29 protein-coding genes are annotated in these 24,315 nt (G+C 69.3%); 18 read left to right on the forward strand and 11 right to left on the reverse strand.

Going from position 1 to position 24,315, the window contains the following annotated elements; genetic code table 11:
* Window positions 1–32 precede the first annotated feature (32 nt).
* Window positions 33–224, forward strand: coding sequence for a hypothetical protein (locus DN771_RS00905; protein WP_116995440.1), 192 nt, complete (start codon window positions 33–35; stop codon window positions 222–224).
* Here the strand turns inward: DN771_RS00905 and ribA are convergent.
* A complete protein-coding gene (ribA, locus tag DN771_RS00910; protein WP_116995441.1) occupies window positions 182–1,573 on the reverse strand; it encodes a GTP cyclohydrolase II in 1,392 nt (463 codons plus the stop codon). The genes DN771_RS00905 and ribA overlap by 43 nt on opposite strands.
* Before the next feature lie 65 nt (window positions 1,574–1,638).
* Here ribA and DN771_RS00915 point away from each other — a divergent pair, with 65 nt between their 5' ends.
* Genes DN771_RS00915 through DN771_RS00925 form a run of 3 tightly spaced genes read left to right on the forward strand, consistent with a single transcriptional unit; the run spans window position 1,639 to window position 4,072 of the window.
* Complete coding sequence (locus DN771_RS00915; protein ID WP_116995442.1) at window positions 1,639–2,622, forward strand: zinc-binding dehydrogenase; 984 nt, start codon at window positions 1,639–1,641, stop codon at window positions 2,620–2,622.
* Between the two features lie 3 nt (window positions 2,623–2,625).
* On the forward strand, window positions 2,626–3,003 hold the full coding sequence (locus DN771_RS00920) for a 6-pyruvoyl trahydropterin synthase family protein (protein ID WP_116995443.1): 378 nt from the start codon (window positions 2,626–2,628) through the stop codon (window positions 3,001–3,003).
* Entirely contained in the window at window positions 2,978–4,072 is a 1,095-nt protein-coding gene (locus DN771_RS00925) for a glycosyltransferase family 4 protein (RefSeq protein ID WP_116995444.1), read from the forward strand. The genes DN771_RS00920 and DN771_RS00925 overlap by 26 nt, the downstream gene beginning before the upstream one ends.
* 21 nt (window positions 4,073–4,093) lie before the next feature.
* Here DN771_RS00925 and DN771_RS00930 read toward each other — a convergent pair whose 3' ends face one another.
* Complete coding sequence (locus DN771_RS00930) at window positions 4,094–5,302, reverse strand: PP2C family protein-serine/threonine phosphatase (protein WP_162941395.1); 1,209 nt, start codon at window positions 5,300–5,302, stop codon at window positions 4,094–4,096.
* 170 nt (window positions 5,303–5,472) lie between these two features.
* Between DN771_RS00930 and DN771_RS00935 the strand changes: the two genes are divergently transcribed.
* A complete protein-coding gene (locus tag DN771_RS00935; RefSeq protein WP_116995446.1) occupies window positions 5,473–5,853 on the forward strand; it encodes an ATP-binding protein in 381 nt (126 codons plus the stop codon).
* A gap of 9 nt (window positions 5,854–5,862) precedes the next feature.
* On the opposite strand, the gene DN771_RS00940 is transcribed toward DN771_RS00935, so the two are convergent.
* The 3 genes from DN771_RS00940 to DN771_RS00950 are packed head-to-tail and all read right to left on the reverse strand — an operon-like array spanning window position 5,863 to window position 7,616.
* Window positions 5,863–6,900, reverse strand: coding sequence for a GAF and ANTAR domain-containing protein (locus DN771_RS00940; RefSeq protein WP_116995447.1), 1,038 nt, complete (start codon window positions 6,898–6,900; stop codon window positions 5,863–5,865).
* An 18-nt stretch (window positions 6,901–6,918) separates the two neighbouring features.
* The gene (locus tag DN771_RS00945) at window positions 6,919–7,158 is read right to left on the reverse strand and encodes a hypothetical protein (protein WP_116995448.1); all 240 of its coding nucleotides are present in this window, start codon (window positions 7,156–7,158) and stop codon (window positions 6,919–6,921) included.
* A gap of 32 nt (window positions 7,159–7,190) precedes the next feature.
* Window positions 7,191–7,616 carry an STAS domain-containing protein gene (locus DN771_RS00950; RefSeq protein ID WP_116995449.1) on the reverse strand — a complete coding sequence of 142 codons (426 nt, stop codon included), beginning with the start codon at window positions 7,614–7,616 and terminating at the stop codon, window positions 7,191–7,193.
* 155 nt (window positions 7,617–7,771) lie between these two features.
* Between DN771_RS00950 and DN771_RS29925 the strand changes: the two genes are divergently transcribed.
* Genes DN771_RS29925 through DN771_RS00965 form a run of 3 tightly spaced genes read left to right on the forward strand, consistent with a single transcriptional unit; the run spans window position 7,772 to window position 9,891 of the window.
* Window positions 7,772–8,296: an isoamylase early set domain-containing protein gene (locus DN771_RS29925; protein WP_193615332.1), complete on the forward strand. Its 525-nt coding sequence runs from the start codon at window positions 7,772–7,774 to the stop codon at window positions 8,294–8,296.
* Window positions 8,297–8,303: 7 nt separating this feature from the next.
* The gene (locus DN771_RS00960) at window positions 8,304–9,044 is read left to right on the forward strand and encodes a histidine phosphatase family protein (RefSeq protein ID WP_205528353.1); all 741 of its coding nucleotides are present in this window, start codon (window positions 8,304–8,306) and stop codon (window positions 9,042–9,044) included.
* Window positions 9,022–9,891 carry an ADP-dependent NAD(P)H-hydrate dehydratase gene (locus DN771_RS00965; RefSeq protein WP_116995450.1) on the forward strand — a complete coding sequence of 290 codons (870 nt, stop codon included), beginning with the start codon at window positions 9,022–9,024 and terminating at the stop codon, window positions 9,889–9,891. Before DN771_RS00960 ends, DN771_RS00965 begins: the two co-directional genes overlap by 23 nt.
* 18 nt (window positions 9,892–9,909) lie before the next feature.
* Here the strand turns inward: DN771_RS00965 and DN771_RS00970 are convergent, their stop codons facing one another.
* Window positions 9,910–10,194: a DUF4242 domain-containing protein gene (locus DN771_RS00970; RefSeq protein WP_116995451.1), complete on the reverse strand. Its 285-nt coding sequence runs from the start codon at window positions 10,192–10,194 to the stop codon at window positions 9,910–9,912.
* 242 nt (window positions 10,195–10,436) lie between these two features.
* Between DN771_RS00970 and DN771_RS00975 the strand changes: the two genes are divergently transcribed.
* From DN771_RS00975 to DN771_RS00995, 5 genes are all read left to right on the forward strand, one after another.
* The gene (locus DN771_RS00975; RefSeq protein ID WP_162941396.1) at window positions 10,437–11,027 is read left to right on the forward strand and encodes a hypothetical protein; all 591 of its coding nucleotides are present in this window, start codon (window positions 10,437–10,439) and stop codon (window positions 11,025–11,027) included.
* Window positions 11,028–11,045: 18 nt separating this feature from the next.
* Window positions 11,046–13,631, forward strand: coding sequence for a helix-turn-helix transcriptional regulator (locus DN771_RS00980; RefSeq protein WP_116995453.1), 2,586 nt, complete (start codon window positions 11,046–11,048; stop codon window positions 13,629–13,631).
* A 93-nt stretch (window positions 13,632–13,724) separates the two neighbouring features.
* Entirely contained in the window at window positions 13,725–13,910 is a 186-nt protein-coding gene (locus DN771_RS00985; RefSeq protein ID WP_162941397.1) for a hypothetical protein, read from the forward strand.
* 37 nt (window positions 13,911–13,947) lie between these two features.
* Window positions 13,948–14,673, forward strand: coding sequence for a PIG-L deacetylase family protein (locus tag DN771_RS00990; protein WP_116995755.1), 726 nt, complete (start codon window positions 13,948–13,950; stop codon window positions 14,671–14,673).
* 46 nt (window positions 14,674–14,719) lie between these two features.
* Window positions 14,720–15,130, forward strand: coding sequence for an ASCH domain-containing protein (locus DN771_RS00995; RefSeq protein WP_116995455.1), 411 nt, complete (start codon window positions 14,720–14,722; stop codon window positions 15,128–15,130).
* 25 nt (window positions 15,131–15,155) lie between these two features.
* Here DN771_RS00995 and DN771_RS01000 read toward each other — a convergent pair whose 3' ends face one another.
* Window positions 15,156–15,635, reverse strand: a complete 480-nt coding sequence (locus DN771_RS01000; RefSeq protein ID WP_116995456.1) for an SRPBCC family protein — start codon at window positions 15,633–15,635, stop codon at window positions 15,156–15,158.
* Window positions 15,636–15,735: 100 nt separating this feature from the next.
* Entirely contained in the window at window positions 15,736–16,335 is a 600-nt protein-coding gene (locus DN771_RS01005) for a TetR/AcrR family transcriptional regulator (protein ID WP_116995457.1), read from the reverse strand.
* An 88-nt stretch (window positions 16,336–16,423) separates the two neighbouring features.
* On the opposite strand from DN771_RS01005, the gene DN771_RS01010 reads away from it, so the two are divergent.
* The gene (locus DN771_RS01010; RefSeq protein ID WP_116995458.1) at window positions 16,424–17,461 is read left to right on the forward strand and encodes an aldo/keto reductase; all 1,038 of its coding nucleotides are present in this window, start codon (window positions 16,424–16,426) and stop codon (window positions 17,459–17,461) included.
* Between the two features lie 31 nt (window positions 17,462–17,492).
* Here the strand turns inward: DN771_RS01010 and DN771_RS01015 are convergent, their stop codons facing one another.
* On the reverse strand, window positions 17,493–18,260 hold the full coding sequence (locus tag DN771_RS01015; RefSeq protein WP_116995459.1) for a helix-turn-helix domain-containing protein: 768 nt from the start codon (window positions 18,258–18,260) through the stop codon (window positions 17,493–17,495).
* An 87-nt stretch (window positions 18,261–18,347) separates the two neighbouring features.
* Here DN771_RS01015 and DN771_RS01020 point away from each other — a divergent pair, with 87 nt between their 5' ends.
* A complete protein-coding gene (locus tag DN771_RS01020; RefSeq protein ID WP_116995756.1) occupies window positions 18,348–18,689 on the forward strand; it encodes a nuclear transport factor 2 family protein in 342 nt (113 codons plus the stop codon).
* Window positions 18,690–18,803: 114 nt separating this feature from the next.
* On the opposite strand, the gene DN771_RS01025 is transcribed toward DN771_RS01020, so the two are convergent.
* Window positions 18,804–19,151: an ArsR/SmtB family transcription factor gene (locus DN771_RS01025; RefSeq protein ID WP_193615333.1), complete on the reverse strand. Its 348-nt coding sequence runs from the start codon at window positions 19,149–19,151 to the stop codon at window positions 18,804–18,806.
* A 120-nt stretch (window positions 19,152–19,271) separates the two neighbouring features.
* On the opposite strand from DN771_RS01025, the gene DN771_RS01030 reads away from it, so the two are divergent.
* Together DN771_RS01030 and arsB are read left to right on the forward strand one after the other, a co-directional pair.
* Entirely contained in the window at window positions 19,272–19,715 is a 444-nt protein-coding gene (locus tag DN771_RS01030; RefSeq protein WP_116995460.1) for an ArsI/CadI family heavy metal resistance metalloenzyme, read from the forward strand.
* 268 nt (window positions 19,716–19,983) lie between these two features.
* The gene (gene arsB / locus DN771_RS01035; protein WP_227462237.1) at window positions 19,984–21,060 is read left to right on the forward strand and encodes an ACR3 family arsenite efflux transporter; all 1,077 of its coding nucleotides are present in this window, start codon (window positions 19,984–19,986) and stop codon (window positions 21,058–21,060) included.
* A 185-nt stretch (window positions 21,061–21,245) separates the two neighbouring features.
* Here the strand turns inward: arsB and DN771_RS01040 are convergent, their stop codons facing one another.
* Complete coding sequence (locus DN771_RS01040; protein ID WP_116995461.1) at window positions 21,246–21,659, reverse strand: VOC family protein; 414 nt, start codon at window positions 21,657–21,659, stop codon at window positions 21,246–21,248.
* 1,035 nt (window positions 21,660–22,694) lie between these two features.
* Between DN771_RS01040 and DN771_RS01045 the strand changes: the two genes are divergently transcribed.
* The gene (locus tag DN771_RS01045) at window positions 22,695–23,588 is read left to right on the forward strand and encodes a DUF6081 family protein (RefSeq protein WP_116995462.1); all 894 of its coding nucleotides are present in this window, start codon (window positions 22,695–22,697) and stop codon (window positions 23,586–23,588) included.
* Window positions 23,589–24,315: the final 727 nt, after the last annotated feature.

Raw genomic sequence — 24,315 nt, forward strand, 5'->3', positions numbered from 1 at the left:
CTAGCGGACGCGAGGCTGGGTACACGTGAGGCATGTCTGATCCGCAGCTCCCGCCACCCGATCCCGAGTCCGTCGAGCGTGACGACACGGCCGCCGACGAGGAGGTCGATCGATCCGAGAACCCGGCTCCGGCGGGTGTCGGCCCGGCGCTGTTCGTGCGCCCGGCCGCAGCCGAGGAACCTCAGGACGACGAGAACGACGACTCGGAAACGGACGCCGACTGAAGGTCGACCCCCGACCGCGCACGCCTGGTTCCGGTGTCGATGTTCCCGGCGATGAGCACGTCGTCGCCGGCGAGCGCCAGCGTGCGGTCGCTCAACGTGACTGCGTCGGCCACCGCGCGGGTGCGGAGATCGCCGATGGCGTCGATGCCCGCTCCCAGCACGAGCGGTGAGACCGAGACGATCAGGCGATCTGCCACACCGGCCTCCAGCATCGCCGTGACCAACGTCGCGCCCCCTTCGACGAGGGCGACTTCGACCCCGAGCTCGCGGAGGCGGCGTAGCCCCGCATCGAGGTCGACATGGCCCCCGTGCTCGGCGACCACCTCGACGGCGACACCGAGTTGCCGCAGCTGCTCGCGGTGGGCCGGGTCGCTCCGCGATGTCGTGAGGACGAGCGTCGAGCCGTCGTCGGTGAACACCTTGGCGTCGCTCGGCGAACGCAGAGCCGTGTCGACGACGACACGGAGCGGGGAGGCGCCCGGCACGTCTCGTACCGTCAGCTGCGGATCGTCGGCGACGATCGTGCCGGCGCCGACGATGACGGCGTCGCAGGTGGCTCGGAGGCTGTGGGCGACCCGTCGTTCGGCTGGCCCGCTGATCCACTTCGAGTCGCGCGTCCGCGTCGCGATGCGACCGTCGAGGGATTGGGCGAGCTTCAGCACGATGCCGGGCCGATCCTGCTGCGGCTCGACGTCCCCGATGAGGAGACTCGGGTCGACCACATCGATGTCGGACTCCGGCGCCACGCCGGTCGGGCGGACATGGCCCATCCGATCCGACTTGGTGCGGAGGTAGGTCGCGTTGCGTCGGTGGGCGACCGTCGGGATTCCGACGACGCCATTGACGTCGATGCCATGTCGTCGCAGTCCACTCACCTTGTCGGGGTTGTTGGTGAGGAGCCGGATCGACCGGATCCCGAGCATGTCGATGACGGCGGCGGCGTCGCCGTAGTCGCGTGCGTCGGCCGGCAGGCCGAGGACATGGTTCGCCTCGACGGTGTCGGCGCCTTCCTCTTGAGCGACGTAGGCGCGGAGCTTGTTCATCAGCCCGATGCCGCGGCCTTCGTGCCCGGTGGCGTAGATCAGCACGCCGGCGCCGGCGGCGGTGATCACCCGCAGACTCTGGCGCAACTGCACGCCGCAGTCGCAGCGCAACGAACCCAGGGCGTCACCGGTGAGGCACTCGGAATGCACCCGCACCAGTACGTCGTCGTGGCCTTCCACGTCCCCGCTCGTCAGGGCGAGGTACACATGGCCCGACGGACGCTCGAAGGCGTGAACCGTGAAGAAACCGTAGGGGGTGGGGAGGCGCACCGCCAGCGGCGCCGGAAGTACTTCTTCGATCGTCATGGCGGGCCTTCAGTACCCCGGGCAGAGCAGGCTTAATCGGCCTCTGGTGAGGGCATGATTGCGCGATGGACCGTGCGTTGTGGTTCGTCGCCCCCCGGCAGGTCGAGCTGCGACCGATCGAGCTTGCTCCGCCTGCGTCGGGTCAGGCCCTCGTCGAGGTGCTGTATTCGGGCATCAGCGCGGGCACGGAGATGCTCGCGTACCGGGGGGAGCTCCCGCCCGATCTCCCCGTCGACGAGACGCTCGGCGCCCTGGGCGGAACGTTCACCTACCCCTTCCGCTACGGCTACAGCTGCGTCGGTCGGGTGGAGGCGACGGGTCCAGGCGTGGAGGACGTGAGCGTCGGAGACCTCGTCTTCTCGTTCCATCCTCATCAAGAGCGCCTGCTGGTGGACGCCTCCGAGCTGGTGGTCGTCGACGGGCTCGACCCTCGAGTTGCGGTGCTCCTCCCGTACGTCGAGACCGCGCTGCAGGTGACCCTGGACGCCGGCGCCGTGCTGGGCGAGATGGTCGTGGTGAGCGGGCTCGGCACGCTCGGGCTGCTGGTGGCGCTGCTGGTGGCGCGTGCCGGAGCCGACGTCGTGGCCGTCGAACCTCAGCCCGAGCGCCGGGCGCTGGCGGCGGAGCTCGGCATCGCGGCGGTGCCCGACACGACCGTGCCGCACGTGGGGCAGGTCGAGGTGCCCCTGGTGATCGAGTGCTCAGGGCACCCGGGGGCGCTCGCCGCCGCTCTCGACCTGCTTGCCCATGAAGGCACGGCGTTGGTCGCGTCGTGGTACGGCACCAAGCCGGTCTGTCTCGACCTCGGTTCGGCGTTCCATCGGCGCCGTCTCACGATCCGTAGCACACAGGTGTCGACCATTCCCGCCGGACTTTCGGGGCGGTGGACGCACCGCCGGCGCTTCGGGCGGGCCGTTCAACTCGCGAGCGAGCTGCCACTCGCCCGGCTCGCCACCCACACTGTGCCGTTCGAGCACGCCGCCGACGGCTATGCGCAGGTCGACGCCCATGAACCGCGTCTCATCCACATGGCCTTCGGGTATCAGTGAGCGATGTACCAAGTTGGGACCGCCGTCCAGTTCACCGCCCAACACGTGATGCCGGGAGTCGAGGGGCCCGAGGGCGCCCTGCACTCGCACGACTACCGGCTTGAGGTCCTCGTCGAACGCGAGGCACTCGACGACCGCGGGATGGTGTGCGACCTCGACGTCCTCGATGCCGTGCTCCAGCAGATCCACGACACGGTCGCCGGCAAGAACCTCGACGAGATCCGCCCGCACGAGGCCGAGGCGGTCACCGTCGAGGTGTTCGCCACGTGGGCCCACGGACAGGTCGCCGCCGGGCTCGCAGACACGGGGGTCGATCGCGTGACCGTGCGGGTGTACGAGAACGCCGACGCCTTCGGTGGGTACTCCGCGCCGGTCGGCTGAGTTGCCCGCCGCGGCGAGACCCCGGGTCGCCCTGGTCACCGCCGGGATCGACGCCGTCTCCGGTGGGCATCGCTATCACCGCCAGCTGATGGATGCGGCCCCCGCTGCGGGGTTCGACATGCAGACGGTTCGCCCCCGCCCGCGGCTCCGCCTGCCGAAGGCGGACGTCGTCGTGGTGGACAGCCTCTTCGCGTGGGCGCTCGCCTGCGCCATCCTGAGAAGCGGTGCTCCCACGGTCGCCCTCGTCCACCAGCACCCGGGTGGAGTCGACGGCGCCGGTCCGACGCGATGGCTCCGCCGGCCGCTCGACCTGGCCGTGTATCGCCGGTGCGACCTCGTGATCGCACCAGGGCAGGCGGTGGCGGATTCGCTCATCGGCGAGCACGGCTTCCAGGCCACACGGATCGAACTGGTCCGGCCCGGGTGCGACCTCCCCGCGGCTCCACCCACCGAACCGCTCCGTGGCGCGCGTGCTCTCGGTCTGCTCAACGTCGCCAACTGGTTGCCCAACAAGGGCATCCTCGAACTGCTCGACGCGGTCGCCCTCCTGCCGGCCGAGCGTGCGACGTTGCATCTCGTCGGGCGGACCGACGCCGACCTGCGGTACGCCCGTCACGTTCGGGAGCGCATCGCCCGGCCGGATCTGGCCGACCGCGTCGTCGTTCACGGCGCTCTCCCGGCCGCCGCGGTGTCGTCGCTGTACGGCGCGGCCGATCTGTTCGTCTTTCCCAGTCGGGTCGAGGCCTACGGCAGCTCGGTCGGTGAAGCGCTGGCGGCTGGAGTCCCGGTCGTCGGATGGGACACGCCCCACCTGCGCGCCCTGGTCGCCGACGGGGCCGAAGGCCTCCTCGTCCCGGCGGGCGACACGCGAGCTCTGGCCCCCGCGATCGATCGCCTCGCCACGGACCGCGCCGAGCTCGACCGCCTGACGTCCGGCGCGGTCCGCCGCGGAGCGCAGCTGCCGACCTGGCACGCCACGACCGACCGCTTCTTCGCCATCCTCCACCGGTTGTTGGCGGGGCCGCCCGGTTCGCGCCCCCCGCCGGCAACCCGGCGCAGCCACGCGTGAAGGGTTGGGTGGCCTACGACGTCAGTCGTGTCGCGGGCCGAGACGACGCAGCGCCAGGACCGCTGTGTCGTCGTCGAGCCCATCGTCACCGATCATCGTCTCCATGAGATCACCGACCGCCGTCTCGACGGGTCCGGGACGCAGCGAGCGCCGAAGGCGCTCGAGCGACTCGGTGAACGGCTGACTCCGTCGTTCGAACAGCCCGTCGGTGTAGACCATGAACGTCGCTCCGCGCGGCAGTTCGACCTCGACGGAGGTTCGCTGCACCCGCAGGCCAGCGCCAATGGGGGGCCCCGGCTTCACGGCGACGAACTGCGCATCGCCGTCAGGCTCGACGAGCAGGGGCGGTGGGTGCCCTGCGGTGGCGACGACGAGTCGGTCGTGGCCGGGTTCGATGACGGCGTAGCCGATCGTCGCCATCTCGTCGGGTTCGAAGTGGCTGAACTTGGCGTCGACCTGGTCGAGCGTGATCGCCGGATCGTCACCGATGAATGCATAGGACCGCAGCACACTCCGGAGGCGACCCATCACGACGGCCGCGCTGAGACCGTGGCCCACGACGTCGCCGATCACGATGCCGATGCGGCCGGACGGGAGCTCGAACACGTCGTACCAGTCGCCGCCGACGAGCTCGACGCCACCGGGGACGAACCGTTCGGCGAACTCCATGTCGTCGAGCTCGGGCAGGCGCGAGGGGAGGAGCGACCGCTGGAGCATTCGAGTCGTCCACGATTCGTTCCGGTGCTCCCATGCGGCGAGCTCGTTGGCGATCCGGTCGCCGGCCAGCTGCAGCAGATTGGTCTCGATCTCGGTGAACTCCCGGTACGTGACCGACCCGACGGTGAGCACTCCCATGGTGCGGCCGGAAGCGATCAGCGGGACGCCGAGCAGCGAATTGACCCCCCGTCGCAGCAGCAATGGGTTGAGCACCGTCGTCGGATTCACGTCGTGGGTGGAGTTCGGCTTTCCCAGCTGGGCGATGCGGCCGCTGAAGCCGGCGCCGATCGGGATCCGGACTCCGTGGCGCCCCTCGTCTTCGATCCCCCGTGCCGCGTGGGCGACGAGATGACGGCCGGAGACGTCCACCACCAGGAGCGACACGATGTCGACGGTCAGCAGCTCCTCGATCCGGGACAACAGCTCCCCGATGAGCTGGTCGCCCGCGAGATGCGCCAAGGACGCATCGGTGATGCGCGCGTTGCGCTGCAGTTGCGACTCGGAGCTCGTCACGCCACGCACGATACAGCCCGAGGAATTCCTGACCAGTGGCCGACGTCGGGGAGCGGAACGAGTGGACGTCCTGGCCGGCGCATGTCCGTCTACCCTCTCCGAGGGCGCCGACGCAGGATTTCTACTGGCGCCGGCGATTGCTGGGTACGCACGGCAGAGGACAACGGTGTATGGACGACTCAGAGGACTCCTTGGTGTTGGCCCTACCTGCGTCGACGGTGGCGCCAGGGGTGGCGCGGCGCGACGTCAAGCAGTGGCTCGCGTCCCGCGGCGTGGGCGCTGCCGTCATCGAGTCGGTGGAACTGGTCGTGTCCGAGCTGGTCACGAACTCGGTCGAGCACACCGATTCGGCGCCCGAGCTGGAAATGACGAGGCGGGCCGACTCCGTACGCGTCTCGGTTCGCGACGGTGACGAGCGCGGCCCCGTTGCTCGGTCCGGTGGGGCAGACGGTGGATTCGGGCTTCAGATCGTGACCCAGATGACCCGCGCGTGGGGTTGGGAGCGCGTCGATGGGGGGAAGGTCGTCTGGGCCGACGTGGCGCTCGGGTGACCGCTGCGGCTACTCGCCGGGAAGCCGCTGGTGGGTGGTCACATGGTCGGCGATGTCACGAACCTTGACGTTCTGCCGTTGCGACGTCGTTCGCATCAGCTCGAACGCCTCGTCCGCGGAGATCCCTCGCTGGGCCATGAGGACGCCCTTGGCCTGCCCGATCAGGTCCCGAGACGCGAGCGCGCGCTCCCAGGCGTCGGCCTGGGCCTGGTACGTGTGGCGAGCGAGGCTCCATCCGACGGCAACCGACGCCTGGGCGGCGAGCATGAGCGCCACGAGATCGGCGCGATCGTCGAGGCGACGACCAGGAGCGGTGTAGATCGTCAGGGCGCCGCTCGAGTCGTCGCCGACGGAGATCGGCGCGGAGATGACGCCGCGTGCGCCTTCGGACCCGGTGCCGGCGTCGAACCGCCCCCGGTCGTCCCCAGCGAGATCGGCCGACAGGGCGACAGCTCCGGTCCTGACGGCATCCACGAGCGGCCCGGCCCCGGTTCGTACCTGGGTCGCGTCGAGGTCGCCCGCCCAGGTTGCCGTGGCCACGGCGGGCTCGAGGCGTCCGTCGACGACCAGAGTGATGGTCGCGGCATCGGCGTCGGGAAACACGTCGGTTGCCAGGTCGAGGATCGCCTCGAGGGTCTCGGTCACCGTCGTGCTGCCGTCCACGACCGCGGCGAGGCGGGCGAGCGCCCCAGCCTGCGGGAGGATCGACATGGCTCCGCTGGCGTCCGGGTCCGCGGTCGAGGGCCGGAGGCGCTCGATGCCGCGTCGTACGGCGGCCTCGCGTCGCTCGTCGGCCTCGACGCGTCGGCGTCGGCGCTCCTCCGCTCGCTGGCGGCGACCGCGCTCGAGCACGGTCTCATCTGCCCCGTCGAGGACGTCGAGCTCGGTCGCCCGCAGGATCAGCTCGCGCTCCCAGCGATCGAGCACGCCTTCTCGTATGTCGTCCGCCTGCTCGCGGCGATCAGCCGCATCTTCCCGCGCGTCGGCCTCCTCGTCACGAAGCCTGTACAGCTCATCGCGCTCCGCGGCATGGTCCCCGTCGGCCATGCCCCATTCTGGATCGCGTCAGCCCATGTAGGGAAGCCGTTCCTGCGCGTCGATCTCGAGGAAGCGCTCGTTGAGCGCGAGCACGATCAGGTTGTGTTCGTTCGTAGCCAGCTCAGCGCCCTTCGAGAAGTGTCCGAAGAGCATCTTCGATGTCGCCAACCCACCCAGCGCCACGTACCGCAGATACAGATCCCACAGGGACAAGCCGGCACGGAGGCGAGCCGGCGTCAGTGTCCGCCACGGCATCTCGTCCGGCATTTGCCCGACACTGGACAGGTCATCGCGCCCGCTCATCTGATTCGTCGACCTGCACCGGACACCGTGGAACCCCACTTCTCCCACAGTCCGGTGATCTCGGCAACCCTCCGGAACGCGTTCGAGGGCGAACGAAGCCAGACCTCGTCGCAACAGACAGCGGCCGCGAGCAATGATCGGAGGCCGCCACCGTCGAGGAACGTCACGCCGCTGGCGTCGATCACCACCGGGTCTCCGGCGTTGCGGGCGCGTTCGAACTCCTCACGCAGGCACTCGCGGCACGCGACGTCGACATCGCCGCTGAGGATGATCAGCCATGACGACCCGTTCTGGAGTCCGACGGTGCTTGCTGAGGCAGGCCTCGTGGTGATTGATGTGATGGTTGATGTGGCGCACACAGCACTCCCGTTCCTGGCCGCGACTGCGGCCGTCGTTCGGATGGGGCTCAGCTGGGCGATCAACCGGGCGTGGCTGGAACATCAACCACCCCCCACGGTACTCCTCGATGGGGCTGGACGCCACCGGTGGTTGCAGCAGCGGCGAGACGCCCTCTCCAAAAGACAGGATTCGGCGGTCGCCGGGGCGGGTACAAGGGCCGTGCCGAGAGCGAGGCACGGTGCCCGCAGGCCAGGAGGGCAACGTGATCGAGGTGTGGGCGAGCGACTCGGATCATGCGCGGACGGGCGACGACGACGAGGTGACCGTCACGTTCACCATTCCTGATCGGGGTGACATCGAGGCCGCCGCGGTGGTCGGCGACTTCAACGACTGGTCCGAGACGTCGACGCCGATGACGATTCGCGGCGACGTTTTCACGGCGACCATGCGGCTGCGGACGGGACGGCGCTATCGCTTCAAGTACCTGCTCAACGGCTCCCGCTGGGAGAACGACTGGGCCGCCGACGACTACGAGACGAACCGGTTCGGCGGTGACGACTCCGTGCTCGACCTCCGGCGCACGTCCCGCCCGGAGAGCAGGACGGACATCAACGTCTCGTCGCCGGTGCCGGATCGCCCGTGCCGGCCGCCCGCCGAGCGGGCCGTGGGCAGCTTCGACACCGACCGGCGGGCGCTGGCCGAATTCGTCCGGGTTTGGAGAGAGGACGCCGCGCGACGTCACGGCATGGAGACCGCCCACTGATGTGATGATGAATCCCGAGCTGAGTGAGCTGTGGCTGCTCCGTCACGGGCAGAGCCTGGGGAACGTCGCCAACGACGCGGCGCGCGACACCGACACGCATCGGCTCGATCTCGCCGAACGCGACATGGACGTGCCGTTGTCCGACCTCGGCGTCGAGCAGTCGCGGGCGTTCGGCAAGTGGCTCGGCGCCAAGCCCGAGACCGATCGTCCCGATGTGGTGGTGTGTTCCCCGTATCTCCGCTCCGCCGAGACGGTCCGGCACATGCTGGCGGCCGCGCACGCGGCGATCGAGGTCGTGCTCGACGAGCGCTTGCGTGAGCGGGAGTTCGGCATCCTGGACCTCCTCACCCATCGCGGCATCGTGGCCAAGTACCCAGAGGAGGCGGAGCGGCGCAGCCGGCTCGGCAAGTTCTACTACCGCCCACCAGGTGGTGAGAGCTGGGTCGACGTCGCCCTCCGCCTGCGCTCGCTTCGGGACTCGATCGTGCGGGAGTATCCCGATCGGCGTGTCCTCCTGGTGACGCACGAGGTGCCGATCATCATCACGAGGTATCTGGTGGAACGGCTCGACGAGGCGGACGCGCTGGCCCTGAGCGCCGCCGGCCACGTGGCCAACTGCTCGCTCACCACGTTCGTCCGCGACGAGGAACGCCGGCTCCGTCTCGAACTCGACGCGTGGACCGTCCCGCTGCGTCAGGAGCACACATTGATCACGGAGGAACCCGATGCCCCGGTCGCGTCCCGTTGAGACGACGCTCGATGCGACGGCCCTGAGGTCGTTGCCGCTCCCCGACGACGAGCAGGACGACAAGCGTCACCGGGGCACGGTGCTCGTCATCGGTGGGTCCGTCGAGACGCCCGGGGCAGCGTTGCTCGCCGGTGTGGCGGCGCTGCGCATGGGAGCGGGCCGACTCCAGATCGCCAGCGCGCCGCCGGTACTCGCTCAGCTCGGTGTGGCGATCCCGGAAGCGCTGGTGATCCCGGACGACCTCGGCTCGCCTGGGCTGTCTCAGCGGGTGGCGACGGCGGATGCCGTGGTCGTCGGACCCGGACTCAGCGACCCCGACCACGCTGTGGATCTGCTCGGCCTCGTGCTCGAGCACGCCGCGAGTGGCACGGTCGTCGTCGTCGACGCGATGGCGCTCGACGCGCTGGTCACGCTGTCCGATCGGCTGGCCGACTCGGCCGCTCGGATCATCGTGACGCCGAACCGCGAGGAGCTCGACCGCCTCGCGACCGGTGAGTCCGAGGACGTGCCGGTCGAGTGCGTCGTCGCTCAGGACTACGGCGTGACCGTCGTGTCGTTCGGCCGCATCGCCGGGCCGGACGGACGGTGCTACGTGGATCGGGGCACGGTCATGGGTCTGGGCACGTCCGGCGCCGGCGACATCCTGGCGGGGGCGATCGGTGGTGTGGCGGCCCGGTCCGGCGATGTCCTCACGGCTGCGGCGTGGGCGATGCTCGGTCATCGCGTCGCGGCGAACCGTGCCGCAGCGGCGATCGCGCCCCTGGGCTACATCGCCCGCGAGATCGTCGACGAGCTTCCGCGGGCCCTCGCCGAGCTCCACGGCCTGATGGCGGCCCGCGACGGCTGACTCCTCCAGCGCGCCGCCTCACCTTCGCAGGAGCTCGGCGGTCTGTGGTCCGAACTCGCTGGCGACCGGCACGACCAGGTCGGCGGGGAACCCACCGCGGCGGGCGTGCTCGCGAACGGTCTCGTCGTCGTCGGTCTCGTGGACGCAGTAGAGCTTGTCGCCGGCCACGTACGTGGTGACCCAGTGGTAGGGCAGCCCGAGCGAGCCGACCGCCTCGTTCGAGGTCTGCGAGATCTCGGCGAGCTGTTGCTCGGTGAGCTCGCTGGCTCCGGGGATGTTGCGTTCGATGATGAAGCGCTGCACTGACGTACTCCTCTGTGAATGAACTGGTGAATGAACCGGTGAATCGACCGCCGGTGTGCGGCGCGATCAGCCTGCGCTCGAACGGCCTCCCTGCGCATCGGGAGCCACCACCCATTTGTCCGTCCGGTGGGGGCGTCCGAAAGATGGGGAACGCCTCCCGATGTGGCGACCGGCCCGTCTTCTCAGAGTGTCGCTGGGGTGAGAACCGCTCATCCCATCGGACCCGAAGGGGACCCATGCACATGTATCGGAATTCATCGACCCGCCGCTTCCGCGTGGTGGTCGCCGCAGCCACGATCACCCTCGGCATCGTCGCCGCCGTCTCGGCGGGACCGGCCGGGGCCGCAGCGCACGGTGACGACGGCGAGCACACGATGGCCGTGGAGGAGCAGGCGGCGGCGATGGCGGCCACCGCTCGCTATCAGGACGTCGCCATCGCCGAGGCCGAGGGCTGGGCCAGCTCGATCGACACGTTGGGCTGTTTCCAGGACGACGCCCGCGGCGGGATGGGCGTGCACTACGTCAACGACTCGCTGATGGACGACGTGGTCGACATCGCCAAGCCAGAGGCGCTGGTGTACGAGCTGGATGCCACCGGCGCCGTCGCCGGGCTCGTCGCCCACGAGTACATCGTCCCGGTCGAGGCCTGGACGTCGGCGGAGCCGCCGCAGTTGTTCGGCATGGACTTCCATCAACATCCGGTGCTGCCCCTGTGGGTGCTGCACACGTGGATGTGGAAGGAGAACCCGACCGGGATGTTCTCCGATTGGAATCCGGCCGTCCGCCCCTGCCCGGCCGGGGTGCCGATTTTCGGCGTCGACCTCCCGGAGTGAATGCCTAGCATCGGCGCGATGTCGCCCGTCGAGCGCGATCGGGAGCTGGCTGCGCTGCACGACGCGTGGAGCGAAGCGGCTCTCGGTCGCGGGGGCATGGTCGTCGTCAGCGGTGAGGCCGGGGCCGGCAAGACCACGCTCGTCCAGCACTTCTCGGACGGGCTCGACGCGGCGCGCGTGTTGTGGGGCGGGTGCGATCCGTTGAGCACCCCCCGCCCGCTCGGTCCGTTCCACGACATGGCGGCCGAGCTGAGCGAGCCGACCACTCGCCAGCTTCGTGAGGCGGGGGCACCCCACGAGATCTTCGCCGCGGTGTACGCCGAGCTCTGCGCCGACCCCGCACTGCTCGTCGTCGACGACCTGCACTGGGCCGACCAGGGCACGATCGACCTGCTGCGGTTCTTGCTGCGCCGGCTCGAGTCGACGCGAGCGCTCGTGGTCGTCACGATGCGCGACGACGAGCTCGGTATCGACCATCCGGTGCGGAGCCTGCTCGGCGACGCCGCCCGGTCGCCCCGCGCCCGCGCCGTTGCCGTCGCGCCCCTCAGCGTGGACGGGATCGCCGCCCTTGCCGCCGGCCGCGCCGTCGACGCCGCCCGCCTGCATCAACGTACGGGCGGCAATCCCTTCTTCGTCACCGAACTGCTCGAACACAGCAGCGACGAACTGCCCGCCACGATCCGCGACGCCGTCCTCGCGCGCACCGCGGGCCTGTCCGAGAGTGCTTGGGAGGTTCTCCACCTCCTCGTGTGCGCCCCCGAGTCCATCCCGGATCAGCTCCTGCCGGCGCTCGGCATCGGGTTCGCGCCGCTGCGCGAGCTGCACGAGCTGGGATTGATCCGGCGGGGGAACCGTGGCGTCGCCTTCCGCCACGATCTCAGCCGGCAGGCGATCGCGAGCACGCTGCCGCCCGGGAGCGAAGCCGCACTCCATCGGCGGCTGCTCGATGCCCTGGAGCCGTTCCCGGTGGCCGACTCGTCGGTGCTGGTGCACCACGCGCTCGGAGCCGGCGATGCCCCGGCGATCCTGCGGCACGCCGCGGCCGCTGGTCGTGCGGCGGCGCGTTCCGGGGCCCACACGCAGGCGGCCGAGTTCTACGCCCGCGCGCTCGAGCGCGCGGTCGCCGCGCCGGCCAGTGATCGCGCCGAACTGCTGGAGGCGGTGGCGACCGAGTACTACCTGATCGACCGTCTCGAGGACGCGATCGCCGCCAGCGCCCGTGCGATGCGCGTGCGCGAGGAGGCCGCAGACCACGTCGGCATGTCCGCAAACCATCACGCGCTGGCCGTGTATCACTGGTACAACGCGGAGCGTCGCAAGGCCGATGAGCACGCCAGCGCGGCGGTCGATGCGTTCGCCGGAACGCAGCCGGCCGAGCGGGACCACTCCGTCCTCGGTCACGCGTTCGCGATGCAGGCCTTCCTCTCGCTGCACGCCAGCAATCTCGACGCCGCCCGCGACCACATCGGTCGCGCTCAGGTGGCCGCGGCGGGCACGGACGAGCCGACGGTCGGGGTGCGCGTGAGGCTGATCGATGGGCTACTGCGCGTGGTCGAGGGCGACGCGGACAGCCGTCGGCGAGTCGTCGGCCTGCTCGACCGCGCGGGCGACGACTACGACGACGTCTATTCGAGTGGGTACAGCAACCTCAGCTTCCTCGACGTCGAGCAACGCCGATTCGCCGACGCCGAACGGCTGCTCGCCAGCAGCATCACCATGTCCGTCGAGCGCGACCTGCCGATCTGCCGGGTCTGGCAGCTCGGCACGCGGGGTCGCCTCAAGATGCTGACCGGGGATTGGGACGGTGCATTGACCGACGCCGACGAGGTGCTCGCCGGTCGCAGCGCTCCGCTCGCGTGCTTCTGGCCGCACATGGAACGGGCGATCATCGGTCTGCGCCGTCACGGCGACTCGGGCTCGGAGCTCGACGCCGCGTGGGCGTTGGCCGTCCGCTACGGCGAGCGGCTCCGATTGCTCCACGTCGCAGCGGCGGTCGTCGAACAGGCCTGGCTCACCGGACGCGACGACGATCGGGTCCAAGCGTGCAGTGATCTGCTCGAGGCGCCGGCGGCGCCGGGCCAGGAGTGGGCGCGGGGCGACCTGGCCGTGTGGCTCCACCGACTGACCGGAACGGTCACCGCCGACAACGTCACCATCGCCGAGCCGTACGCGCTGGAGCTCGCCGGGGACGCGGTCGGGGCCGCGGAGGCGTGGGGAGCACTCGGCGCTCCGTTCGAGCAGGCATTGGCCTTGGCTCAGTCACCTGACCCCGAGGCCATCCGGACAGCGGTCGACCTCCTCGACCGACTCGGTGCCGATGCCGTCGGCGCCAAAGTGCGCAGCCTGCTACGTGCCGCGGGTGTCGTCGCCGTGCCCGCCCGTCGGCGGGCGGCGACGCGAGCCCACCCTGCCGGTCTGACGGCGCGTCAGGAGGAGGTGCTGCGTCACCTCAGCCACGGGCTCACGAATGCCGAGCTGGCCGACGCGCTGTTCATCTCGGCCAAGACCGTCGACCATCACGTGTCGGCGATCCTCACGAAGCTCGGCGTGGCCAGCAGGCGCGAGGCCGTGCGTTCGGCTCGAGAGATGGGGCTCCTCGACTGAGCAAATGGGGATCGGCTCCCGATGTCGGGAGACGGCCGTTCGTTCACGATGGGCGGGCCGGCGACCGCCGGCTGCACTCGAACGGAGAACCTCATGCTGCACCCCGACATGCTCGCCGCCATCGCTCGCGATCGCCTGGCCCACGAGTACCACCTCGCCGAGACACACCGTGCGCTCACGCAGGTGCGACGTGCTCGCAGGGCCGAGCACCCGTCGCCGCTCGTCGCCGGCGAGTCTCGCCGATCCCGAATGGAGCGACGTCGTGCGTGGCACTCGTGAACGTCGCGTGGCCCGACTCGGTGCGAACCGTCCGACGATGCTCGGGGTGTGGGCCCATCCCGACGACGAGGCCTATCTGTCCGCCGGCCTGATGGCTCAGTTCGTGAAGCGTGGCGGACGCGTGGTGATCGTGACCGCCACCCGCGGTGAGGCGGGAACCGACGACCCGACCAGGTGGCCGCCCGATCGCCTGGCCGCCCGACGGGAGCGTGAGCTCGGCGCCAGCCTTGGTGCGCTCGGCGTCGAGGAGTTCCACCTGCTCGAAGCGCCCGACGGTGGCTGTCACGACCTCGACCACACCGACGCCATCGCCGGTCACATCGACCGTGTGCGCCCCGATCTGATCGTCACGTTCGGACCCGATGGCCTCACCGGCCACACCGATCATCGCGCCGTCAGTGCGTGGGCCACGGCGGCGCGCGCCGCGGCCCGCCCGCAGGCCGACCTGTGGTACGCAACCGTCGCGTCGGAGTTCCACGATCGATGGGCCGACGTCAACACCGCGGCCCGGTTCTTCTATCCCAACCAGCCGGATGTGCCAAGAGCCTCGGTCAGCGACCTCGTCCACCACGCGGTGCTGCCGGACGACCTGCTCGACCTGAAGATGGCGGCGCTCGCCGCCCACACCACACAAACGGCGCGTCTGATCGAGCTGGTCGGGATGTCCACCTACCGCGAGTGGTGGCGCACCGAGTCGTTCGTGCGCGGCCCGGCCGCCCACAGCCATCTGCGGTTCGCCTCACTCGACAGCCTCGCGGCGTGACCGCGGCGAGGCCGAGCGATTCGACCGGCCCCCGTACAGTGGTGGCGTGGCGTTTCCTGTCGTGAACGGGCTCCGGGCGATCGAGTTCGGGACACCCGGCGCCTTGCGGCAGCTGCTGGTCGACCTCGTCGTCAACGGCAACAAGCGCGCTACGGCGGGACTCCTGACCGAGTACGAGGACGAGGGTGAGCCGCTCGAGCACGTCGGCGAGCGGCTCGCCATCGTGGACGACGACGGCCGGCACGTTGCCACCGTCGTCGTGACGGACGTCGTCGTCTCGCGCTTCGCCGACGTGCCCGACGAGTTCGCGCTGGCCGAGGCCGAAGGCGACCTCACCGCGGCGGACTTCCGCGAGAGCCACTCGCGCTACTGGGCGTCGGTGGGCGCTCCGGTCACCGACGACACACCGGTGGTGCAGGTGTACTTCGACTTCGTGACCGGCGACGCCGGAAGCTGACGAGACAGGCCCGAACGGTGCGGAGTCAGGCGCCGGTGGCGATCTTGTCGAGGTTGGCCACCGACTGTTCGAGCATCGCCACCGGGACGATCGGCCAGTCGGGACGGCGGGCTCGCAGCTCGGGCGTGATGTTCGTCCAGTCGCAGTAGTTGGTCACGTCGGTCTCGTCGTCGCTCACCGGATCGAGCTTCCAGCCGTACACGTGGCCGAGCGGAGGGTGGTCGACGCCGCCGATCGTCCACTCGACGAGGTGATCGGGCACGAACTGGGTGACCGTGTTGCGTACCCGGTACTTCACCAGGCCGGGGATGTCGTTGAGGGGCGTCCGGTCCATCGCCATGTCGAAGATGTCGCCGACCGCGGTGATCGGCTGGGCGTCGTCGGCCGGTTCGAGCATGCCGGACCCGTCGATGCGGACGTGGCCGTCGGGGCTCGAGACGATCTCGAACAGCGTGTGCGCTGAGGCCTTGATCCGGCGGGAGGCGGACACTCGTTGATCGCTCATGCCCGATGTTGACCCACGGCCGCGCTCGACGGCGAGTCGGCACGACGACCGCCGGCGACGACCGCCGAGATGGAGGCCAACCCCGGCCGAGACGGACGGATCAGCCGACGACGAAGACGCCCGCCCGGGCCGCCGCGGCGGCGGCTCGAGCGGCTTGCCGAGCCCGGTCGGGGCCGATCGGCTCGGTGCGGGTCAGACGGTGGTAGTAGAGAGGCGCCGAGACGGCGCGGATGACGGCGTCGGCATCGGTCCGCTCGGGAAGCTCCCCGCGGTCGACGGCTCCAGCGACGCACGGTGCCCACTCGGCGATGCGGACGTTGTAGAAGTGCTCGAGCGCCCGGGCCGTGTCGGCATCGCACGTGGCGGCGGCGAGCAGGGCGAGGAACAGCGATCCCTGTCGCGGGTCGTCGAGCGTCGCCTGCACCAGGGTAGCATTGGCGTCGAGGTCGGCGTCGAGTGAGCCGTGCATCGAGCGCGGCGATGATGTCTCGGCCATCTCGGCGAGGACGTCCGAGACGACGGCCGCTCTGCTGCCCCAGCGCCGGTAGACGGTGGTCTTGCCGACGCCGGCGCGTGCTGCCACGTCCCCGAGATCCAGCCCGTCGAGCCCCTTCTCGGCGAGGACGTCTCCCGCGGCGCGCACCACGTCGCGGCGCACGCGGGCCGTGCGCCCACCGGGGCGGCTCTTCGGCGGCGGCATGGGATGATCTTAACGGGATCGAGTTGCTCTTAAGGGCCGCACCGGGTACGGTCCTTGTCGGAACTATCTTCCCGTTAGGAGACGACTGATGGAACACCGCCGTTTGGGACGATCCGGCCTCGACGTGCCCGCCCTGAGCCTCGGCGCCGGCACGTTCGGCGGCCGCGGCGAACTGTTCGGGGCGTGGGGGAACACCGACGTCGACGAGGCGCGCCGCTTGGTCGAGCTGTGCCTGGAGGCCGGCGTGACGATGTTCGACACGGCCGACGTCTATTCCAACGGGGCGTCGGAGGAGGTCCTCGGCGCGGCCCTGGCCGGTCATCGCGACGAGGTCCTCATCTCCACCAAGCTGGCGCTGCCGATGGGCGACGGACCGAACGAGGCGGGCACCTCGCGGGCGCGGCTCGTCACCGGTGTCGACGCCGCCCTGAGCCGTTTGCGAACCGATCGCATCGACGTGTTCCAGCTGCACGCGTACGACGCGTCGACCCCGGTCGAGGAGGTGCTCGGCACCCTCGATTCCCTCGTCGCCGCCGGCAAGATCCGCTACATCGGGGTGTCGAACTTCTCCGGGTGGCAGCTGATGCGATCGCTGGCCGCCGCCGACCGCCACGGCTGGCCGCGCTACGTCGCCCACCAGGTCTACTACTCGCTGATCGGCCGGGACTACGAGTGGGACTTGATGCCCCTGGGCGCCGCCGAAGGTGTCGGCGCCCTCGTGTGGAGCCCGCTCGGCTGGGGGCGGCTGACGGGGCGGATCCGCCGCGAGTCGGCGCTGCCGCCCGACAGCCGGCTCCACGACACCGCCTCGTTCGGCCCGCCGGTGGACGACGGTGTGCTGTTCGACGTCGTCGACGTCCTCGAGCAGATCGCCGCCGAGACGGGGAAGCTCGTTCCGCAGATCGCCATCAACTGGCTGCTCACGCGCCCGACCGTGTCGTCGGTCATCGTCGGTGCCCGCAACGAGGGCCAACTCCGCCAGAACCTCGGCGCCGTCGGCTGGCGACTCGACGACGATCGGCTCGCTCGCCTGGACGCGGCGAGTCGACGGACACCTCCCTACCCGCACTTTCCATACTGGCGCCAGCCGGGGTTCGCCCGCCTCGACCCGCCCCTGGTCGCGTGAGCCGCTCGACCGGCGGGCGCATGTCCAGCGGTCAGTTGTGGCGGCGTCGCAGGATCTCGGCGGTGGCTTCGTCGGCGGGCAGGAACGCTTCGAGTTGCAGCTCGGAGAGGGTCACGTCGGCGGCCGTGGCGAACGAGGTGATCGTCGTGATCAGCCGGAGGTCGCCGTCGGCCGAGGCGAGCTCCAGGGGAACGGCGAAGCCGAGCACCTTGGTGTCCTCGGACAGCGGGGGCAGGTAGGACTCGAGCTCGGCGAGGAGGTCCTCCAGCCCGGGATCCGGGTGCCGGGCGAGGAGGGCCCGCAGGTTCCCGGTGATGTGCCGGCCCCACTCGGGGAGGTTGCGAACGCGAGGTGCGAGGCCTAGCGGATGAAGGGCGTGGCGAAACATGTTGGCGCCCGGTGATCGCAACGCCGGATCGACCCCCTCGTTGAAGATGTCGAACGCCCGGTTGGCCGCAACGAGGACGCCGAAGGGGCGAACCACGATCGCCGGATACGGAAGGTGGCCCTGGAGGATGACGTCGAGGGCATCGCGGACGGGGCGGAGCGACTCGTCGTCGATCGACGACTCGGGGAACGCCGGCGCGAACCCCGCGGCGAGCAGCAACTCGTTGCCTTCCCGCAGGCTGAGCTCCATCGATTCGGCCAATCGCACCACCATTTCCCGTCCGGGACGGGACCGGCCCTGCTCGATGAAGCTGACGTGCCGCTGGGTCGTGCCGGCCCGCAACGCAAGATCCAGTTGGCTCAGTCGCCGCACCCTGCGCCAGCGCCGCAACTCCGTCGTGAACTCCAACATCGACCGTCATCCTGGCCGACTGCGAGCACCCCGGCGATTCCCCGCAGGGAATTGCTGCGAGCCGGGATGGCGCCGACGATGCGAGCCATGAACGACACAGCAACCGTCATCGACCAGTTCCAAGCGGCGTTCCTCGAGCGGGCGCCCGAGAAGCTCGACGAGATCATCGCCACCGACTGCGTGATGGAGGGCGTGGGCCCGGCGCCCGATGGGAACGTCTGGAGGGGGTACGACGAATGCCTCGCCGGTTGGAAGGAGATGGCGTCCGAGCCGATGATGCAGTTCGAACACGAGGGCGTCGACGTGTGGGACGATCGGGCGATCATCCGCTGGCGGCTCACGGGCGACCAGGAGTTCCGCGGCGTGACCCTCATGCGGGTGCGCGACGGTCGGATCGTCGAGGCGCTCGGCTACGGCAAGCGTCCGTGAACAGGTGAACGCCTTGAACCAGGTGCCGACCAATGTGGCGCACGCCACCTCGGCCCCGTCGACCGGCCGCTCGGGTCGACCGACAGCCTGTGGATGATGGCTCGAGGCGGAGCGTCAGCCGAGGACGACGCGGAGTGCTTCGAGCCGCTCGGGGACGATGCGATACCAGACCCAGAGGCCGCGCTTCTCCCGGGTGATGAGTCCGGCCTCGTAGAGGATCTTCATGTGGTGACTGATCGTGGGCTGGGAGCGGTCGACGACCGCACCGAGATCGCACGCGCAGACTTCTTCGTCGCCGGCTGACGCGACGTGGGCGAGCAGACGCAGCCGGACCGGGTCGGCGAGCGCGGCGAACGTCGCAGCGATCACTTCGGCTTGCTCGTCGTTGAAGCGTGGTGAGCGCACCGGAGCGCAGCACGCAATCGGATCGACCACGGGGACGGCGGCGGTCTTGGTAGCCACGTCCGAGAGTGTATCGAAAACGATCGAAGTAGTACATTGACGTTCGTCGAAACGGCTGGCATGATGAACTACATCGACAGGCGTCGAAGTAGTCACGCCAAGCACCAAGGAGAACCACCTATGTCACGTGTCCAGCTGGCGTTGAACGTCGCCGATCTCGACGAGTCGATCGCCTTCTACGCGAAACTGTTCAAGACTCCGCCCGCGAAGGTCCGCGAGGGGTACGCCAACTTCGCGATCTCTGATCCGCCGCTGAAGCTGGTGCTATTCGCCGGCGCGGGTGAGCCGGGGACGTTGAATCACATCGGTGTCGAGGTGGAGTCGCCCGCCGAGGTCGGCGCGGCGATCCAGCGCGCCAACTCCGACGGGCTCGACCAAGAGATCCAGGAGAACGTGTCGTGCTGCTTCGCAGTGCAGGACAAGACCTGGATCCAGGGGCCGGACAACGCGTGGGAGTTCTACGCGGTCCTGGCAGACGCCCCGCAGCTGGGCTGTTCGGCGACCCCCGAGGGTGGTTGCGAGTCCGAGCCCGTCGCCGCCTCGTCCGACGGGGGCTGCTGCTGAACCGGCATCCAAACACCGTCGCACCGCCGACAGGACCAGGAGCCAGCCCAATGACGTCACCCAGAGAAGCGCAGCGTCCGGAGGTCTTGTTCGTGTGCATGCAGATCGACGAACTCGTCCGGCAACTCGTCCCGGAACCGGCGTGACCCCCCAAGCCGACGGCACCGACGGGGCGAGGCGCACATCGCTTGCTGGACGGGCCGCAGACCCGCCGGTCGACGCGGCTGCGCCCGTCACCAGCGCATCTCGACACCCCCCGGGCGGGCCCGTGGCGACCGTCAGTGGCGACGCGCCGACCGACGCCGTCGTCGCGCGTTTGTCGCTGCTCGATCGCTTCTTGCCCGTGTGGATCGGCGCCGCGATGGCGTTCGGGATCGCGCTCGGCAAAGCAGTCCCCGACCTCGACGACGCGCTCGACGAGGTCAAGATCGACACCGTCTCGCTCCCGATCGCGATCGGCCTACTGGCGATGATGTACCCGGTGCTCGCCAAGGTGAAGTACCGCGCGATCGGCTCGGTGCTCGACCGCCGCTCCCTCGTCACGTCCCTGACACTGAACTGGGTCGTCGGGCCGGCGTTGATGTTCACGCTCGCCTGGCTGCTGCTCCCGGACCTGCCCGAGTACCGGACAGGGCTGATCATCGTCGGCCTCGCCCGGTGCATCGCGATGGTGCTGATCTGGAACGATCTCGCCTGCGGCAGCCGCGAGCTCGCCGCCGTGCTCGTCGCCCTCAACTCCTTGTTCCAAATCGTCGCGTACTCGCTCCTCGGCTACTTCTACCTCGAACTGCTCCCTGGCTGGCTCGGCCTCGACTCCGAAGGAATCGACGTCACCATCTGGGAGATCACCAAGTCCGTTCTGATCTTCCTTGGCATCCCACTCGTCTCCGGGTTCCTCACTCGACTCATCGGCGAACGCCGCAAAGGCACCCAGTGGTACGAAGAACGCTTCCTGCCCCGCATCGGCCCGATCGCCCTCTACGGGCTGCTGTTCACGATCGTGGTCCTGTTCGCTTTCCAAGGCGACCGCATCATCGACGCCCCCTGGGATGTCGCCCGCATCGCCATCCCCCTCGTCATCTACTTCGCGATCATGTGGGCCGGCTCGTTCGCAGTCGGACTGCGCATGAACCTCAACTACGAACGCAACACCTCGATCGCGTTCACCGCGGCGGGCAACAACTTCGAACTCGCCATCGCCGTCGCCATCGGCGTCTTCGGGGTGTCATCCGGACAAGCGCTCGCCGGTGTCGTCGGCCCGCTCATCGAAGTCCCCGTGCTCGTCGGACTCGTCTATGTCGCACTCTGGGCACGACACCGCTACTACCCGAGCGACGCCGCATGACTCCAGTGGCACGAAGCGCCATCTTCGGTCAGTACGACGGACGCGACCGAACCACGAACGCCGGTTGAGCCGCACGAGACGGCGGATTCCGCGTCCACAGGAGCATGAAATCGTCGCGCTGGAGATCCGTACGACCTACAGCCCGGCGATCTGTACGGCCACTGCGCTGACTCCGACCGCTGCGCTCACCGCGTCGGTGAGCGCCAGAAGAACTCGAGTTGAATGTTGTCGGGATCGCGGAACGTGAGCATTGCGTTGCGCGTGTAGTCGAGCTTCTTGACCCCCGAGTGCGCGATACCCAGTTCGTCGAGACGCTCAGCCCACTCGACCAGATCGTCGTGCCGCTCCACGAGAAACTCCAGATGGTCGAGTCCGGTCCGGAACTCGCAGAACTCGTCGCCAGGGTTCGCGGCATGCCCGACGAGGCACAGCACGAACCCACTACGGGGCTCGACGAGTCCGACGTAACGCATCGCTGCATCGTCGGACGTGTGGTCGTAGGTCGGGCGCATCCCGAGGAGATTCGTGTACCAGTCGGCGCTGGCCGCTGGGTCGCGGACGGTCAGCGTCACCTCGATTCGGCCAGTGATCTCCGGCATCACACAAGTGTCGCAGCCCAGGCGATATCGAGCGGGTCCCGCCCGAAGCACGCTCAGCTCACGTGCCGATCCCGCGCCGATCCTGCGGCCCGTAGCGGCGGACGTCGTGTGTGGCCTGCACCCGGTGGCACCGGACGGCGTCTGGTTGCGGTCATCGGGCCGGTGAGCGGAAGGGCGTGGGAGGCGGAGGGCCGTCCACTGGTCGCCGTCCCAACCGGAGGGTAAATACCGGACGCTTCGGTGGGGTATTTACCCTCCCGTTCGTCCCTGAGGTGTCCTCGCGGCGAGAGAGAGTGCGCGGAGAGTGACCATGCACCGGTCGTGAGTAGGGCCCGTGTTCTTGTGGCGGGAGGCACCCAGGTACCCGACGGGGGAGGTCACCGTCATGATCCACATCACCCACCGCTTCACCGACAACGGGTCTGTCAGGAACTGACAGTCCCGGGCCACGCTGTCCACTATGAACCGGGTCCGAACAGGCGGGCGTGCGCCTCCGTTGTGGCACAACGGAGCTCAGATCGAGACGCTCGGAGCGTGCGACCCACCGAACCTGGAGGACTACCAGGTGTTTCGCAGAGAGCGGATGAGGGGAATCGAACCCCCGTTCTCAGCTTGGGAAGCAGCCTCGGGCAGAGCTCGGACCTGGCGTTACGTCGCGAAGGCCCAGCGTAAGCACAGAATTCCGTTCGAGCGTTATCGATCCGTGTCGACCCGTTCTGTCTCGTTGTGGCACGAATGTGGCACGAAACTCGGCGCCGATTGGCGTCTGATCGCGATCGATCGCGCAAAGAGGCTGGCGCGTCGGCGGGCGAGCGCCTCGCTCGCCGAGCGGACAGCCGTTGCGTCGCGCCGGGCGCGCCTGGGGTACTCTGCTGCCGGGCAACAGCACCGCCTCGGGGGAGTTCCGGTGCAGGGATGGGAGATCTCATGGGTACTGGCACGATTTCCTCGTGCGCGCTCCTCGCTGCGACGTCGTGTCTCGCGTTCGGAGCGATATCGGTCGAGGCCGGGTCAGACCCCGGCGATGGCGATGTCGTGAGGTACGGCTGGGACGGCGACGATGCGTCGTATGACGCTCTGTGGAGCGCGCCGTACGGGCCGGGTGAGGGGACGCGAACGCTTGCTTCCAACTCGGTGACCGTCGACGCCACCACGTTCACGACGGCGGCTGACCAATCAGTGTTCGACCACCTGAAGTACATCCGCATCAGCAGCGAAACCTTCGCGACTCCCGAATCGGGCTCGCTCGAGTTCTCGGTCGACATCACCGCCGACACGAGCGGCACCGACCCGGATCGCGCCATCAGTGGCTGCTACGGAGAATCGCTCAGCTTCGAGACGACGTCGAGCCCGTGCGACGCTCCATATAGCCATCAGGTGCTCGAGGGCCAGCAGGCGGGCGTGGTTCTGAACATGGTCAGCTTCGCGACCGGCCAGCTCTTCGACTGGTTCGTCTCCGACAACCAGGTGTTCGCGTTGATCGAACGTCTGCCGTCGAACGTCACGGGCGCTGGGGAGGTGGGGCTCGACTTGGCCTACACCCAGATCGTCAAGGTCGCCGACGTCACGCCAGGGGAGACGCACAACGTCGGCATCCGCTACACGCGCCGTCCGGGCGAGTCGTACGTGGAGTACCTGCTCGACGGCGAGCTCTTCGTCCGTGTCGACCACGTCGGCATTCCCGTCGACAAGCAAGCGGACGCGCCGTTCGCCGGGTACGCGCCGTCGCTGGGCGCCGGCGAGGAGTTGGCGGATCAGCTGGACGAGTTCTCGATCGGCCACGGGCTGTTCAGCCTGCTCGACGTGTTCCCCTACCAGCACCCCGAGCGTCCCGACCTCAGCGTGTCGATCCCGCTGACCGAGCGGCTCTTCGGCCAGGGCGCTGTCGGCACCTGGTCCGACTTCACCGTCACGACCATCACGGATTGAGGCCGGCCGGCGAGCCGGCCAACGTTCGGGGTCTCCAAGGATCGTTCCATGTGCCAGCGACCACGAAGGACGCCCTGGTTCATCTCTCGGAGCGGGTGGCCACGGAGGTGTCGGCGTGCGACCTCGGGATACCGAACGCCGGTTCAGTTGTTCGATGCGTAGACGGGAACGGCACCGACGCTGGTCATTCGGTACTCGCCCGCTGACACGTGCCCACAGCCTCTAGGCGCTCCGATCGCCGGCTCAGCGCTCGACCGGCTGGGGCGTTTGGCGCCTGTCATTCGGTACTCGGCCGCAAGACGGCGACTCTAGACGCCGGTCTGGTCCGGGCCGAGCACCACGTCTTTTCATGCACATTTGTGAGCGCCGGCAGGCCGCTTCAGCTTACGCCGGACCCGACACCGGGCGTGGCGGGGTCGCGGCTCGCCGCCTTCGGTGCGTTGTGCGTCGGGGGAAGCGATCCGGCCCTTGGCACAGCCACGCCCGCTCGCCTGTCGAGAGCGTCCGCCGATGACTCGAGACCCTCAGGTCTGGTCGTCAGGCTCGGAACCCCGCAGAGCGCAGAGCGCAGGCTCCACTCCTGCCGGGCGGCCAGGGCTTAGGGCCTGGTCAGAGGCCGGATATCTACCGGATTCCCAAGCGAGGCGGCTGACGCAGCCCGGGACGGGACGGCGCCGCGATGATCCGTCAGCCGGCTCCTCGAGGCTGGTGCGGCGTGAGCGGCGGA

The sequence above is a fragment of the Desertimonas flava genome (assembly GCF_003426815.1).
Taxonomy (GTDB): domain Bacteria; phylum Actinomycetota; class Acidimicrobiia; order Acidimicrobiales; family Ilumatobacteraceae; genus Desertimonas; species Desertimonas flava.

What these genes read in the sequence shown, in the direction of transcription:
- DN771_RS00905 (WP_116995440.1), top strand. Translation starts at nt 33, where the DNA reads ATGTCTGATCCGCAGCTCCCGCCACCCGATCCCGAGTCCGTCGAGCGT.
- DN771_RS00935 (WP_116995446.1), top strand. Translation starts at nt 5,473, where the DNA reads ATGGACGACTCAGAGGACTCCTTGGTGTTGGCCCTACCTGCGTCGACG.
- DN771_RS00990 (WP_116995755.1), top strand. Translation starts at nt 13,948, where the DNA reads ATGCTCGGGGTGTGGGCCCATCCCGACGACGAGGCCTATCTGTCCGCC.
- DN771_RS00985 (WP_162941397.1), top strand. Translation starts at nt 13,725, where the DNA reads ATGCTGCACCCCGACATGCTCGCCGCCATCGCTCGCGATCGCCTGGCC.
- DN771_RS01010 (WP_116995458.1), top strand. Translation starts at nt 16,424, where the DNA reads ATGGAACACCGCCGTTTGGGACGATCCGGCCTCGACGTGCCCGCCCTG.
- DN771_RS01030 (WP_116995460.1), top strand. Translation starts at nt 19,272, where the DNA reads ATGTCACGTGTCCAGCTGGCGTTGAACGTCGCCGATCTCGACGAGTCG.
- DN771_RS01040 (WP_116995461.1), bottom strand. Translation starts at nt 21,659, where the DNA reads ATGCCGGAGATCACTGGCCGAATCGAGGTGACGCTGACCGTCCGCGAC.
- DN771_RS00920 (WP_116995443.1), top strand. Translation starts at nt 2,626, where the DNA reads ATGTACCAAGTTGGGACCGCCGTCCAGTTCACCGCCCAACACGTGATG.
- DN771_RS00945 (WP_116995448.1), bottom strand. Translation starts at nt 7,158, where the DNA reads ATGCCGGACGAGATGCCGTGGCGGACACTGACGCCGGCTCGCCTCCGT.
- DN771_RS00940 (WP_116995447.1), bottom strand. Translation starts at nt 6,900, where the DNA reads ATGGCCGACGGGGACCATGCCGCGGAGCGCGATGAGCTGTACAGGCTT.
- DN771_RS00960 (WP_205528353.1), top strand. Translation starts at nt 8,304, where the DNA reads ATGAATCCCGAGCTGAGTGAGCTGTGGCTGCTCCGTCACGGGCAGAGC.
- DN771_RS00980 (WP_116995453.1), top strand. Translation starts at nt 11,046, where the DNA reads ATGTCGCCCGTCGAGCGCGATCGGGAGCTGGCTGCGCTGCACGACGCG.
- DN771_RS00975 (WP_162941396.1), top strand. Translation starts at nt 10,437, where the DNA reads ATGTATCGGAATTCATCGACCCGCCGCTTCCGCGTGGTGGTCGCCGCA.
- DN771_RS01005 (WP_116995457.1), bottom strand. Translation starts at nt 16,335, where the DNA reads ATGCCGCCGCCGAAGAGCCGCCCCGGTGGGCGCACGGCCCGCGTGCGC.
- ribA (WP_116995441.1), bottom strand. Translation starts at nt 1,573, where the DNA reads ATGACGATCGAAGAAGTACTTCCGGCGCCGCTGGCGGTGCGCCTCCCC.
- DN771_RS01015 (WP_116995459.1), bottom strand. Translation starts at nt 18,260, where the DNA reads ATGTTGGAGTTCACGACGGAGTTGCGGCGCTGGCGCAGGGTGCGGCGA.
- DN771_RS00965 (WP_116995450.1), top strand. Translation starts at nt 9,022, where the DNA reads ATGCCCCGGTCGCGTCCCGTTGAGACGACGCTCGATGCGACGGCCCTG.
- DN771_RS00915 (WP_116995442.1), top strand. Translation starts at nt 1,639, where the DNA reads ATGGACCGTGCGTTGTGGTTCGTCGCCCCCCGGCAGGTCGAGCTGCGA.
- DN771_RS01020 (WP_116995756.1), top strand. Translation starts at nt 18,348, where the DNA reads ATGAACGACACAGCAACCGTCATCGACCAGTTCCAAGCGGCGTTCCTC.
- DN771_RS01000 (WP_116995456.1), bottom strand. Translation starts at nt 15,635, where the DNA reads ATGAGCGATCAACGAGTGTCCGCCTCCCGCCGGATCAAGGCCTCAGCG.